Source organism: Mucilaginibacter sp., assembly GCF_965277465.1.
GTDB lineage: Bacteria > Bacteroidota > Bacteroidia > Sphingobacteriales > Sphingobacteriaceae > Mucilaginibacter.
Map to the genome: position 1 here is coordinate 1,459,799 of NZ_CBDICW010000001.1, position 14,122 is coordinate 1,473,920.

A 14,122-nucleotide genomic window follows, 5' to 3' on the forward strand; every position below is an offset into this window, starting at 1 on the left:
AAATATATACACAAAAAAAGGCCCTGATAATTCAGGGCCTTTCGTATTTACTTAAAGTTATAATTACTGTTTTGCTTTAAAGCTTTTTTGCTTTTTAACGCTAAAGTGTGGCTTTCCTTCCGGATGAACTTCCGGTGCACCAACTAAGGTCATTGCACAACGGAAACCAACTTCGGCACTTGCATCATCATCATTCATAAAGCGGCGGGCAGCAGGGTTTAACCAAAAAGCCATATCATTCCATGAACCACCTTTGTAAACCTTTGAGTGATCGCTCACCAAAGATGTTTTACCGTATAGTGAAGTAGTAACCGTGTCATTATAACCGCGGTAATCGGCATTAAATGCTTTACCTGCAAGGTCGTTTTTATTAGCAGCACCACCCGGGGCAATAGCAGCACCAGTTTTACCGGCTTCGGCAGACCGTACGGCAGCAACAGCAGCAGCAGGGTCAGTTCCGTTAGCCTGTGCCTGTTGCATCGCTACTAATTCGCTGTATTTAAGTTTTTTGTTTGATACTGATGGATCCTTGATAGGGCGGCCATACTTATCTTTAGCATATAACCCTTTTGAAGGATCTGATAAACGTTTATTTGTAAATTCGTTACCACGGAAAGGGTTAAAATCATCAAACTCTTCAAACGATGTTTGGCGGTAAGTATCCTCAACCCACTCGTTCACGTTACCTGCCATCTGGTATAAACCAAAATCATTCGGCGGGAATGAACGTACAGGAGCAGTAATATCTGCCTTATCATTCAAATAACCACCCACACCGGCGTTATCACCCAAGCCACGTTTAAAGTTGGCTAATATCATACCGCGGGTAGCTTTCTTGGCCGATCTAACGCCTAAGCCGTTCCATGGGTATACTTTATTATCGTCGATGTTTTCAAATTGGGTATTACCAATTAAAGCTAAAGCAGCATATTCCCACTCCGCTTCTGATGGTAAACGGTAAGCCTGTTTCAGGATACCATCTTCCAAACGCACAGGGCGAACCGGAACTTTACTGCCTTTACCATTAGCACCTGTAGCAGGTTTGGCATTCGGGCTTAAATCCTTAACCATATTTTTACCGTCAATACCTGCGCCTTTATATTGGCCGTTAAGGTAAATGTCGGTATTGAAAGGATCTTTATTGGCAGGAGCAGGGGCCGCATTTTTGCCTTTAGCCTTGCTGTTGCCGCTTTCGTCTTTCCAGGCTACCATTCTGCCTGTTTCACGTAAAATATTTTCGTTGGTACGGTCGGTTCTCCAGGTACAGTAGTCACGTGCCTGATCCCAGGTTACACCCACAACCGGGTAATCCTGAAAGGCCGGGTGCCTTAAATAGTTATCAACATAGGGCTCATTGTATGATAATGGTTTACGCCATACCAAAGTATCGGGCAAAGCATTGTAATACAATTCATGATCCTGCGGATAGGTTACGCTTATCCAGTGCAGGTAATCCAGCCAGTCCTGGTTAGCAACCTCAGTTTCATCCATATAAAATGAAGGCACTGTCACCCTGCGGCGAACATTGTTATAATCATAGGTAACATCCTGATCTGCACTACCGCCCACCACAAAGGTACCGCCCTCAATAGGGATAAGGCCCGGACCCGGTGAAGGGTGTGTTTGCCTGAAACGCTCATAACCACCAGTGTTTTTGTCGTTATAAGTAATCCCAGTCTTTTCAGATTGCTGATGTTTACTGCAGCTGCTCAATACTACGCCTAAGCCCACCAGCACTATTGCAGTTTTAGTAAAAAGTACTTTCATATTTTTACAGTTATTTTAAAGGGTAAATTTAATAAATTTTGCCAAAAATGCTAATTTTTTAACCCAAATCTTTTAAAGAAGTTAAACTTTTACAGCCCTTTTTACGCGTTTTTTTATCAATTTGTTACAATGTACTCATTTTTTCTGGTGGAAAACTTATTTTGAAACATATACGTATTAACAGGCAATAAGCATATATTTATTACTTGAAAAAATACGACTAATTTGCACCAATGAGGTTTTTATATACTATAATTATTGTTTTTTGTATTGCCCTGTTAATCCCCTTTTTAGGCTTTTCACAAACATCGGGAGCTAACACAATTGTTATCCCAAATACCGAAGTTCCCTTTTTAAATCTAACACCCGATTCCCGCTCCGGCGCAATGGGGGATGCAGGTGTCGCCATCTCGCCTGATGTAAATGCAAATTACTGGAACCCTTCAAAATTGGCTTTTTTAGAAACTAACGATAATGTATCCATCTCTTATAGCCCCTGGCTGCGCCAGTTAGTGCCGGATATAAGCCTGTCGTACTTAAGCTATGCACACAAAATCGATGATCGTAACACCATTGGCGCTTCGTTGCGCTATTTTAATTATGGCTCAATTCAACTTACGGATGATCAGCAGAATAACCTGGGTACTTATACACCGAATGAGTTTTCCCTGAACGGATCATTCGCCCGTAAATTCGGGGATGATTTTTCTTTGGGCTTAACCGTTGGCTATATCCATTCCAGCTTTTCGAGTTCTTCCTTTTCAGGTAGCTCGGGTGGTTCAACCTCAAAGGCAGGTAATGCTATTTCGGCGGGAGTATCTATGTTTTACACCAAGCAAATGCAGGAGTTTGGTACGGATGCAACCTTTTCATTCGGTACAAATATTTCCAATATCGGTTCAAAGATCAGCTACAGCGATAATGGCCCTAAATACTTTTTACCTGCCAACCTGAAAATTGGGGTAGCCAATACATGGAACCTTGATGATTATAATGAGCTAACTTTTGCGCTTGATCTGAATAAACTATTGGTGCCAACGCCCCCTATCAGGGATGCTAATGGCAATATTATAAAAGGTAAAGACGATAATGTATCTGTTCCGGCTGGTATTTTTGGTTCATTTACCGATGCTCCTAATGGTGGGAGCCAGGAGTTGCAGCAGATAACGCTTTCGCCCGGGTTAGAGTATTGGTACAATAAGCTGTTTGCCTTGAGGGTTGGTTATTTTTACCAAAATGCCAATAATAATGGCGGTGCGCACTACCTTACCACGGGTGTTGGTTTTAAATACAATGATTTTACTTTCGACTTTTCTTATCTTGCTGCCCGTCAGCAAAACAGCGGCTTGGCTAATACCTTACGTTTTACGCTAAGTGCCAGCTTTGGTGGCGACAAAAATGTATATAAAAGGCAATGAGTAAAATTAGGGTAGGATTTGGGTTTGATGTACACCAGTTAAGAGAGAATCATCCGTTTGTTTTAGGGGGCGTTAATTTAGATCATCATGCTGGGGCCTTTGGCCATTCGGATGCTGATGTATTGTTACATGCCATTTGTGATGCCCTGCTTGGGGCTGCCAACCTTCGCGATATAGGCTTTCACTTTTCAAATACCGACGAACTATGGCGCGGTATCAGTAGCCTGATCTTATTGCAACACGTGATCGTACTGCTTAAGGAAAAAGGCTGGCAGATTGGTAATATTGATGCTATGGTTTGCCTGGAAGCACCCAAGATAAACCCGCATATCCCGGCTATGCAAATTAATATTGCTGAAGCAGCGGGTATTGATGCTGATGATATTTCCATTAAAGCGACTACGAACGAAAAGCTTGGCTTTATAGGACGCGAGGAAGGTATAGTTGCCTATGCCGTTTGTTTGATTGAGAAAATTTAAAGCGCTGTATTAACTCAATATTGATATTGGCTCCTTAGATGCCCAATATCGGTAGCTAACAATATTAGAGGTTATTGCATGCCATAGGTATGCCACCCGTTAGAAATGTATGCTCAGCATCTACTAATCCAACCTCGCTGGATAATTCCCTTTGCCATATATGGCAAAGGGAATTGAAAATTCAACTACGCTACCGGAACATCCTTTTTGATCACCACGTTACCTGTCCGTTTTAATGCTCCCCAACCGCTTAGTTCACCCTTCAAGGCTTTCCTGAACGATTTAAACAGTACGTAATACATTAGCTGGCGCCATATAAAACGCTGCGGTATAATGTAGATCAGCTTTTTATAATCCTCTTTCTGCATCCAGAAAGCAATAATAGCTACCACAAAATCTATCAGTACAAAGGCTGCATAGTAAAACAATATCTTTCCCGGTTTATCACCAAACAGGCCAATGATCATGATCAGATCGGCCAAAGGAGAGAATAACGGCAATATGATCTGGAACAGCAATATGTTTGGCATGCCCAGCATACCGAAAAACTTATATTTTTTGTTAAACAGGGCATCCTTGTTTTTCCAGAAACTTTGGATAACCCCAAAGCTCCAGCGGAAACGCTGTTTCAGCAGGCCATTCAATGTTTCGGGCGCTTCGGTATAGGCAATGGCTTCGGCACAGTTTTTAACGATGTAGCCTTGCTTTAAAATGCGCATGGTAAGGTCACAATCCTCGGCCAGGGTATCATAAGTAAAGCCGCCTGCCTTGTATATGGCCGATTTGCGAAAGGCACCTATAGCCCCCGGAACCACCGTAATGCTATTGATCAGATCGAATGCACGGCGGTCCATATTCTGGGCCGTAATGTACTCGATAGATTGCCAGCGGGTGATCATATTGTTTTCATTACCTACCTTAACCGTACCTGCAACGGCACCAATTTCCTCATCAGTAAAGTAGGTCATCAGGTGGTAAATGGCATCGTTTTTTAGCTGGGTATCCGCATCAATACAAATCACATACTCGTATTGTGCATGGCTGATCCCAAAGTTTAATGCTGATGCCTTACCGCCATTTGGTTTGGTAAGCACCTGTACCGCCGGGTGATGGCCAAATGCATCATTAACTAAATCAAATGTTTTGTCTTTTGAGCCATCATCCACAAAAATGATCTCGAATATCGGATATTCTGTTTTTAATAAACTTTCAATGGTTTTTATGGCTGTTATTTCCTCATTATAGCCCGGTACAATAATACTTACTGCCGGCATGGTTGATTTATCCACTACTGCGCGGTTAATCTTCTTGTCTTCGGCGTATTGCCTTACCGCAAGTATCCCTATAAGTATTACACGGCCAACAGCCAGGAATATGGCCGATAAAAACAGGTACAATAAAAACCAGTTGCCATAAAAATAAAACTGGATCAGTAAGTTATACAGCGAGCCTAAAATACCTGAGTTGGCGTCATCTTTTATCGGCGGCATCAGGTCGGCTTTGGTTTTGCCCAATACATCGGCTATGGTAGTAAAGGTATAGCCGTGAGTTTTAAAGAAATGGATAATCTCTGGCAGTGCCTTTACCGTTTCCTCGCGGGTATCGCCACCGGCATCGTGCAGTAACAGCATGGAGCCTGCATCCTTTTGTTTTATAACGCGGGCTATAATACTATCGGCAGTTACGCCGGGCTGCCAGTCCCATGGGTCAATGGATTCACCAATATTGATATAGCTTTGCTTGCGGCTTTCGGCCACTGGAATAACCTCGGCAAGGGTTTGTGGCTCTGCATCGGCATTGAAGGGCGGCCTGAATAATATGGTGCTGCGCCCGGTTACCGATTCAATCAGCTTACGGGTAGCATTAAGCTCCAGGTTTACTCTTTGCAAACTTACGGTTGAAATATCAGGGTGGAAAAACGTATGGTTCCCAATCTCATAACCTTCATCAAATTCGCGGCGAAGGATCGGGATATTTTTTTCGGCCATTGAACCCACTACAAAGAAGGCGGCAGGCACATGCTCCTTCTTTAATATATCTAAAATACGCGGGGTATAATCCGGGTCGGGGCCGTCATCAAAGGTTAAAACAATCTTTTTAGGAGCATAACCATATTTCCTGATCACATATTTTGTAGGCAGCTTGATATATTGCTGATCGGTGATCACAAAATTGGTGGTATCCATCGCTACATTGATCTGCCCGGTAGTAGGGGTAGTGATCAGATCCAGCACTTCGCCTTCACCATCATAATCAATCTTATTATTTAAACCTACGGTGGTTAATCTCCTGATGTCGATCCCTGTTTTTTTCAAAGAGTCGATAGATAAATTCTTTTGGAAGAAAGTCCACAAGCGCGGGTCTTCAAAGCCGAGGCGCCAAAGTGCCACACCACCCGTTGCCCAATCATCCGCCATGCGGATAATGTTGAAGTTGGTAGCTGCATCCGTAAAATAAACGGTGTGTTTTAGGCTGTCGTCATCAAAATAATTGTAGTGCAGGTTAGCCGAGTTTTTATCAAAAATGATCTTGCTTTTGTTTTCCTGCGCAACACTGATGGCCTGCGGATAACCTATTGGTTTACCAACGCTGTTTTCGGGCCAGTCATAAGCACCGCCGGCAACGGTTAGTATTACCTTTTCGCTCGGGATCTGCGAGCAAACATCATCCAATATCTGTTCAACCCAGTGCTGATTTGAAAGATCGCCGGCATTACTGCCATCGTTGTGCTGATCAATCGCCATTACAAATAAGAAGTCGTTTACATGCTGTAAGCGCTTTAAGTCGAACTGGTCATCATTAGGCACTACGTTTTGGGTAACCAAAAAGCCCTGGGCATGTAAAATGCTGTACAGGTCGTTTTCAAAAGTGATGTAGTTTTTGCTGTTACGATCTCTGATATCGTCAAAATCAAGATTAACGCCCTGAAACTTGAAACGGGTTAACTGACGCGCAATGCTGTTTATAAAACCAATACGCAGCTTTTTATTTTTGATGATGCGTTCAACATCCTTACTGTCGTACCCACCGGTTATGTTGTTATAATTAACATAATTGGATAACGACATCAATACTGGCTTTTTATATTTTTTGTTGATATTGATCAGCCCGGTATCAACATTGGCAACAATGGTATCTCTTTTTGGCGCAATGTATAAACCCTCGCTCACCACCATATCCAAACGGGCAATATGGTCAACAAGCGAATTATAGGCCTGTGGCTCCCATGCACGGTAAAAGGCGGCATTGATGCGATCTTTATTATTAGGATGCTTTAGCTGGTGTAAATGGCGTGTACGGGCCAGTTTCTGGATTTCTTCCTTGTCAATACTAAAATCCTTATATTTTTTTGATTTTTTTAACTGGTCAAGCTCCTCTTTGGTAAGTTTTTTAGGGGCAGGGTTTAAGTTTGGTAAGCTGGGGTATTGTTTGGATGTTACCGTTATAGCAGCAGCAACTACGCTGCAAACCAGCACAATAATAAGCGCGCGGCTAAGCCACTTAAAACGAATCCATCTACCCGGGGTATCAGTTTGAAAAACCTGTTTATCGGCCATTAAAATCTTTTAAAATGAGGTGTTGTTATGATATAAAGGTTTATTAAGTGGTTTTTTATTGTTATTTGTTTGATTTTGCGGCATCAATGGCCGAAAAATCAACTCCGCATTTGCAGTTGCTACCGCAGCCTTTTTTTACGAACAAACTTTTATAAATAAGCCTGCCAACATAAAACACTGCTGCTGCAAATAGGATTGCTATTATAATTACCTGGATATTCACGTCACAAATTTAATACAATTTATATATATACGTACAGACAAGTTAAATAGTATAAAGTTTAATGTATAGTGTTGAACCTTAGGTGCCAGGTTTATAGCTTATAGTGCTAATTAAGGTGGCATCATTGAGTTTGATACCTTAAATGGCTATTTGCAGGGCATAAAAGCAATTGTGCCGCCAACCCATTCAAAATCTTTATTATACCTAACGCCAATCATTTTACCTTTACTTAAGCGGGCCAGGTTAATGGCTAAAGTTGGCTTTTCATCGCCATTGGGCCAAAGGTAAAGCAGCCTGATCTCAACTTTTACACCCCCATCGGGGGCCTGCACAACAGGTTCATAATTTACTTTTTGTTGTAATATCCAGTTTTCAGGGTCTTTAATGTTTTGGATGTCTTCTTTTTTTACATCGATGATAACGCCCTGCCCGGCAAACGAGAACAGGGGTTTTAAAACATAATTTTCCAGATCGGCAGGTATCTCATTCCGCAAATGCAGGAACTGTGTTTTGGGATATAATCGCCTTTTAAAAAGGGCATGGTAAACTTGCTGATGCGGTAAAACCAGTTTGGGTGGGTTATCCACTCCACATCAAATGGCTGCCTTATATCAACTACTTTGTTAAATATGTCGGGGTCAGCGGCTATCTCATCAAAAATTAACCGGTTGTAAATGCGCTTAATTAGTTTCTTTTCGCCGTTTAGGCGGTAAAAAAGCTGGTTGCCTTCCTGTTCCAGGTCACTTAAAGAAATAACCGGGGTGCCGATATATTTTTCGGTTAAATAAAAATCAATGGCTGTTTTTTGGTCTGGTGCATTAACATCCATTAAAACAACTTCATGCGGCTCATAAGGGCCTACAATGGTTTCTTTCAGCAGTTGGATATAGGCATCTTTATCCAGGCCGCCGAAGTAAACGGTCAGATCATCCGGAATATCGAATGTTTCCCTGAAATTATCAGCAAGGCTCACCTGGAAACCATAAAGTGATGGGAAGCCCTGTAACTCTATCAGCTTGGGTACAATATGGCCTACTTCGTCTGTACAAACCCCAAAATCGAGCGCGATAAAGTGCGGATGGTCATTTTCGCCGGCAACATACCATTTGGCCGGGATGGCACGCTCCGTAAATTCCTTAAAATTTGGCTGGAGTATGGTGTCAATAATATTATTGCCTGCACTGATCAGCTTGTCCCTGAAATCGGCTGTTAAAAAAACGGGGGTTTCGGCCACGCGAAAGGCAACCGGGTTATGCTGGCCTTTGTTTATATTCTCCAAAAAAAGGGCATACTTTTCTGCAGAGAAATTAGCGTTGTATGTTTTCCTGGTGGATGGTATCATAATATAAAATTAATAGCTTCTCCGGTTGCTAACTGCCTTTATACAAATGGGCTATGCATCCTGTAAACTCAACACGGCCTGATCCAGGAAATTAGGGATCATGGTGTTTTGTGTATGCGTTATTTTGTCAGGATCTTCCAGGCGTTCAAGCATCTCATTGTATTTATCCAAGCCATGCTCGCTCACTACTTCCTGCTTTTTTTCGTCCCTTAGCAGCATAGATTTAACACCGCTGGCATCAGCCTCTGGGTGAAACTGGGTTGAGAAAAAGTAATCGCTGAAACGGATGGCCATCATTGCCCGCGGCAGATCAATATAGGGTCTTTCTTTTTCAATGGCCAGCAATTGCATGCCCAGGTCCATAAAGCGTTTTTCGTTAGGATGGATTACCTGCCATAGGCGGGAGTCAACCGCATAAAACGGATCGGCCAGGCCCTCAAATACAGGCTCGTGTTTACCAATATGGGTTTGGTTAACAGGCAAAACACCAAAGGAGGCCGATTTGCGCATATTTATATCACCTAATTTATACTTGCGGCACATTAGCTGAAAGGAGTGGCAAACAAAAAAGCCATGTTTTTTTTGAGATGTGGCAGATAGGTTATGATCTTCTAACTTATCTATCAGGTTGAAATATTTTTTTTCCCATTCTGTACCCTCGCTGTCAATAGGGCTCCCCGGCCCGCCGCTCGAAATATAAATATCAAAGTCGGTTCCCGGCACTTCAACCTTTTTGCGCACATCAAAAAGCTGGTAACTTAAATTCAGATTGTTTTTAACCTTGTAGCGTTCCAGTATCTCCCTGAAACCACGCATACCTTCATTATCAATCCCATTATACAAATCAAGGATGGCTACTTTTACCGGCTGTTTATCTGTTTGTATCGTCATTTACTAAATCCCCTTTAACGTTTGTGATGTAATATAGTCAACTACATCCAAAAAGCTGTTATTTTGCTGATAAACGGCCAGCTGCCTGTCGGCACCGGTGCCGTGTTCCAGTATTTTGTGTACATATTGCAGATCCTGGCGGCAACCTAATTCATCAACCACATCATCCACAAAATCCAACAGCTCTAATATCAGCGATCTTGTATTTACTTCAAGCTCCTTGCCAAAATCAATCATTTTACCATCAATGCCGTAACGGGCGGCTCTCCATTTATTTTCGTTAATAAGGGCGCGGTTATAGGTAATAAACTTCATGTTTTGCTGGCGAAGCTTGTAAAGCTTGGCACAAAGGCATTGAAACAGGGCCACAAAGGTCATGGTTTCATCAATCAGCATGGGGCAATCGCAAATGCGGAACTCAATGGTTTCAAAAAACGGGTGCACCCGGATGTCCCACCATATTTTTTTGGCATTATCAATGCAATTTGTTTTTACCAGCAGCTTTACATAATTATCGTAATCTTCAATGCTGTTAAAATAATCGGGGATGCCGGTACGCGGAAATTTATCAAAAACCTTGGTGCGGAATGATTTATACCCCGTATTTCGCCCCTCCCAAAATGGTGAGTTGGTTGATAAGGCATACACGTGTGGCAAAAAATACCTTACCTGGTTGGCAATATGGATAGCCATATCGCGCGATTGGATGCCCACGTGCACATGCAAGCCAAAAATAAGGTTGGATCGGGCGGCTTCCTGCAACTCATCCACAATTTCAAAATACCGGGGATGATCCGTAATAAGCTGATGCTGCCAGTGCGAAAACGGGTGTGTGCCTGCTGCACCAATACGCAAGCCGATATCGCCCGCTAATTGCGCTACGGTACCCCGTAGTTTGCCTACCTCTTTACGGGCTTCGTCCGTATTGCGGCATATCTGTGTGCCTACTTCAACCACGGCCTGGTGCATTTCGGCCTTTACCTGGTCTTCGTGAATTTTTTGGGCACTATCCACAATTTTTTGCTCGTGCGATTTTAGCTCCCTGCTCACAGGGTCAATCACCATAAACTCCTCTTCAACACCTAAGGTAAACTCGTTTGTAGCCATAGTTTAGTTTTGATTAACTGGACCTAATAATGGTTGCAGCATTTTTAAGTTTTCGGGCCATTCCTTTTGCCACGGATAAATTCCTTTTGTAGTAGGATATATGCATTGCACTACTGGGAAGTTGCTTCCATTGTAATACCAACTGGCGTAACCCATATATTTTCTGTAATTGGATTTATCAACTTCAATAAAGTAGCATCCAAACCCATCAATAATATCATTGTAATAACTGTATGGCGTAAATATTTTTCCATTCTTAATGTCAGCCGCCATATCATTTATTAAAGAATGAATCAACTCGCGTTTTAGCCCCGCCATTATTATTTCGGGGTGATTGTAATTTTTAAATAATCCTACTGAAAAGCCAAAGGGTGGGTTTTCTTCATCAGCCAAAATATGAACAATATGAACGCCATATTTTTCAATATCACTTAGCAGTTTTTTATCCCCGTCATCAAGCTTTTCTTCGGCCATAAATTATTTTTTAACAGCCTTTTTACTCTTCACCACTTTTTTGGTTTCTTCTTCTGCCGCTATCTCGTGGTCAATTAATCCGGCGCTTACTTCTTTTTTCTCAGCCTTCTTCTCCACCTTTTTTTCTGACGATAACAGGTGCTCTTTTGCTGCCCCGGTTTTTACAAACTCGCCCCATGTTAAATTATCGGCATTATCCTTTTGCTTTTTAGCACGCTCAATGGCATAATCGGCAGCGGTTTCAACCACCCATTCAAAATTATCCTGGCCAACGCTGGTTACTTCGGCATCGGGGGCGGGGTTGCAAAAGTCAATGGCATAAGGTATCCCATCGCGGATAGCAAACTCAACCGTATTAAAATCATATCCTAAATACTTGTTCAGTTTTATTACGTAGTTCTTTACGGTTTCTAATAATTTTTTAGCGGCTGGGGCTTTGCCATGCTCATAACGCAGGTGATGCGGATTGCGCGGCTCATACTGCATAATGCGCACATGCTTGCCGCCAATGCAGTAACAGCGAAAATAGTCTTCAAAAACAATCTCTTCCTGCAGCATCATTACATATTGCTTGGTTTGGTTGTATTTATCCCACAAATCATCCAGGCTGTTTATCTGGTAAACCTCTTTCCAACCACCGCCGTCAAAGGGTTTCATATAGGCCGGGAAACCTACATACTTAAATATTCCATCCCAATCCAAAGGATAGGCCAGGTTACGGAAAGAGCGGTCGGTCGTATCATCCGGCAGGTCTTTTGATGGCAGTATCACCGTTTTGGGTACAGGCACACCAATTTTAACAGCCAGGGCATTGTTAAAAAATTTTTCGTCAGCGCTCCACCAAAATGGATTATTGATAACCGCCGTACCGCAAATAGCCGCATTTTTTAAGGTTGCCCGGTAAAAGGGAACATCCTGCGATATACGGTCGACTATTACGGCATAGTCAAGCGGTTCGGCTTGCATCACCTTGTCAATGCGTACAAATTCTGCACTTATGTTTTTCTCTGCCTTTTGATTTATCCGGTCTACAAATGCTTGTGGGAACGAATTTTCCTGTCCGAATAAGATGCCTATTTTTTTCATGGGTAGTTGATATTATAGAAGTGTGGTTATTCTTGTTCTATTTAATAGTTGATAAATAATGCGGGAACATTTCCTTCCATATGGGCCAGTCGTGCCTGGCAAACGGGCGGATGTCCAACCAATGATTAATATGTTTTTGCTTCAGAATGTTTGAAAGCTGGATGTTATAATCTTTACAAATATCATAATCCGATGTACCGAGGATGATATTCATTTGCCAAAGCTCGTGCTGATTGCTGCCGGGCAGGTAATCAACCGGGTTGTTATAAAAAATGTTATCATCGTAATAGCCATCGGTAAACATCTTTATATCAAAAGCGCCACCCATAGTAAACAGGTTTGAAACCTTTTCAGGATGCTTAAAGGCAAAGTTTGCGGCATGGTAACCGCCAAAGCTGCAACCGGCGGTAACAATTTTGTTTACCCCCGTTTCGTGCATGGCCCACGGCGCAAGCTCATCAACCAGCATTTTATCGTACCAGGCGTAGTTGCGCGCACGGTCTGCCGGGTGGATACCTTTATCGTACCAGCTCAGGCCATCAATCGTATCCGGGCAATAGATCTTCACCAGGCCCTGGTCAATAAACCATTTTACGCTGTCAATAAGGCCCATGTCCTTATTTTGATAATAACGGCCCTTTGTGGTTGGGAAAAGGATCACCGGGTAACCGCGGTCGCCAAAAACCAACATTTCCACGTCCATGTTTAAATTGGGGGAGTACCAGCGGTGATATTTTTCTGTCAAAACAGGTTTGATTTAATTGTGATGGTAAGTTAAGTGGTTTGATTGAAAAAGACAACTGTGTGATAAAGAAATTGATAGGCGGCGTAATAGCATGATGCTGTTTGCGTAAATAATTATTCCATGACAAATAAATTAAAGGATAAGCTTATTTTTGCGCCCTTAATTAATGAAAACGAGATGTACTGGAATTTGACGGAGATGGAGATCACGATAGCAGAAAAGACAATTACTATACGATCTGAAGCGTTGAACCGTGATATGGTTTGCACATTGCTGATGCCCGAAGAAAGTGATATTGCCGAACCACTGAATTTATTATTACTGAACGATGGGCAGGAAACCGCCAGCCTTCAGCTTAAAGATACTTTATATAACCTGATGCGCAACAACCGGATAAAACCGGTATTAGTTGTTGCTTTACATGCTGATGAAGACCGCTTACAGGAATACGGCACAGCCGGAAGACCTGATTTTAAAAAGCGCGGTGCAAAGGCCGATCTTTATAGCACCTTTATTACTACAGAGCTATTACCTGCCATTGCCAAACTTACCGCTTTATCAAATTTTGAATCAACGGCCTTTGCTGGTTTCTCTTTAGGTGGATTATCGGCTTTGGATATAGCGTGGAACAATTCGCAGTTATTTAATAAAGTGGGTGTATTTTCAGGCTCGTTTTGGTGGAGGAGCAAGGATTTGGCCAAAGGATATACGGATGCCGACCGTATTATGCACAGCATTATCAGGGAAAGCAGGGTTAAACCTGATTTAAAGATCTGGCTGCAAACCGGTACAAAGGATGAAGCCAGCGACCGCAATAAGAACGGGATCATTGATTCGATAGATGATACCATCGACCTGATAAAAGAACTGGAGCAAAAGGGCTTTACCCGCCCGGCTGATGTGCAATACCTTGAAATGGTTGGCGGCAGTCATAATACCGAAACATGGGCCAAAGCAATGCCTAAGTTTTTGATTTGGGCATTTGGCAGGTAAGTACTATTTCGTAGTTTTAGTTTTTGATGATGAACCATTT

The 14,122-nt window shown here is 42.4% G+C and carries 13 protein-coding genes; 3 read left to right on the forward strand and 10 right to left on the reverse strand.

The window, feature by feature from the left end; translation table 11 throughout:
• Positions 1 to 63 precede the first annotated feature (63 nt).
• Positions 64 to 1,767, reverse strand: a complete 1,704-nt coding sequence (locus ACQY4U_RS06710) for an SUMF1/EgtB/PvdO family nonheme iron enzyme (RefSeq protein ID WP_428328624.1) — start codon at positions 1,765 to 1,767, stop codon at positions 64 to 66.
• Positions 1,768 to 2,000: 233 nt separating this feature from the next.
• Here ACQY4U_RS06710 and porV point away from each other — a divergent pair, with 233 nt between their 5' ends.
• Complete coding sequence (porV, locus tag ACQY4U_RS06715; RefSeq protein WP_428328625.1) at positions 2,001 to 3,185, forward strand: type IX secretion system outer membrane channel protein PorV; 1,185 nt, start codon at positions 2,001 to 2,003, stop codon at positions 3,183 to 3,185.
• Positions 3,182 to 3,664, forward strand: a complete 483-nt coding sequence (gene ispF / locus ACQY4U_RS06720) for a 2-C-methyl-D-erythritol 2,4-cyclodiphosphate synthase (RefSeq protein WP_428328626.1) — start codon at positions 3,182 to 3,184, stop codon at positions 3,662 to 3,664. The genes porV and ispF overlap by 4 nt, the downstream gene beginning before the upstream one ends.
• A gap of 185 nt (positions 3,665 to 3,849) precedes the next feature.
• On the opposite strand, the gene ACQY4U_RS06725 is transcribed toward ispF, so the two are convergent.
• The 9 genes from ACQY4U_RS06725 to ACQY4U_RS06765 form a co-directional block, all read right to left on the reverse strand.
• A complete protein-coding gene (locus ACQY4U_RS06725; protein ID WP_428328627.1) occupies positions 3,850 to 7,221 on the reverse strand; it encodes a glycosyltransferase in 3,372 nt (1,123 codons plus the stop codon).
• 61 nt (positions 7,222 to 7,282) lie between these two features.
• Positions 7,283 to 7,444, reverse strand: coding sequence for a FeoB-associated Cys-rich membrane protein (locus ACQY4U_RS06730; protein ID WP_428328628.1), 162 nt, complete (start codon positions 7,442 to 7,444; stop codon positions 7,283 to 7,285).
• Positions 7,445 to 7,590: 146 nt separating this feature from the next.
• Positions 7,591 to 7,938 carry a hypothetical protein gene (locus ACQY4U_RS06735; RefSeq protein ID WP_428328629.1) on the reverse strand — a complete coding sequence of 116 codons (348 nt, stop codon included), beginning with the start codon at positions 7,936 to 7,938 and terminating at the stop codon, positions 7,591 to 7,593.
• Positions 7,896 to 8,786 (reverse strand): hypothetical protein, encoded by an 891-nt coding sequence (locus ACQY4U_RS06740; RefSeq protein WP_428328630.1) that lies wholly within the window; start codon positions 8,784 to 8,786, stop codon positions 7,896 to 7,898. The genes ACQY4U_RS06735 and ACQY4U_RS06740 overlap by 43 nt, the downstream gene beginning before the upstream one ends.
• 51 nt (positions 8,787 to 8,837) lie before the next feature.
• Positions 8,838 to 9,677 carry a type 1 glutamine amidotransferase gene (locus ACQY4U_RS06745; protein WP_428328631.1) on the reverse strand — a complete coding sequence of 280 codons (840 nt, stop codon included), beginning with the start codon at positions 9,675 to 9,677 and terminating at the stop codon, positions 8,838 to 8,840.
• Positions 9,678 to 9,680: 3 nt separating this feature from the next.
• On the reverse strand, positions 9,681 to 10,784 hold the full coding sequence (locus tag ACQY4U_RS06750; RefSeq protein WP_428328632.1) for a carboxylate-amine ligase: 1,104 nt from the start codon (positions 10,782 to 10,784) through the stop codon (positions 9,681 to 9,683).
• Between the two features lie 3 nt (positions 10,785 to 10,787).
• The gene (locus ACQY4U_RS06755; RefSeq protein WP_428328633.1) at positions 10,788 to 11,258 is read right to left on the reverse strand and encodes a DUF4262 domain-containing protein; all 471 of its coding nucleotides are present in this window, start codon (positions 11,256 to 11,258) and stop codon (positions 10,788 to 10,790) included.
• A 3-nt stretch (positions 11,259 to 11,261) separates the two neighbouring features.
• A complete protein-coding gene (locus ACQY4U_RS06760) occupies positions 11,262 to 12,344 on the reverse strand; it encodes an ATP-grasp domain-containing protein (RefSeq protein WP_428328634.1) in 1,083 nt (360 codons plus the stop codon).
• A 37-nt stretch (positions 12,345 to 12,381) separates the two neighbouring features.
• Positions 12,382 to 13,089 carry an esterase family protein gene (locus ACQY4U_RS06765; RefSeq protein WP_428328635.1) on the reverse strand — a complete coding sequence of 236 codons (708 nt, stop codon included), beginning with the start codon at positions 13,087 to 13,089 and terminating at the stop codon, positions 12,382 to 12,384.
• A gap of 120 nt (positions 13,090 to 13,209) precedes the next feature.
• On the opposite strand from ACQY4U_RS06765, the gene ACQY4U_RS06770 reads away from it, so the two are divergent.
• On the forward strand, positions 13,210 to 14,082 hold the full coding sequence (locus ACQY4U_RS06770) for an alpha/beta hydrolase (RefSeq protein ID WP_428328636.1): 873 nt from the start codon (positions 13,210 to 13,212) through the stop codon (positions 14,080 to 14,082).
• Positions 14,083 to 14,122: the final 40 nt, after the last annotated feature.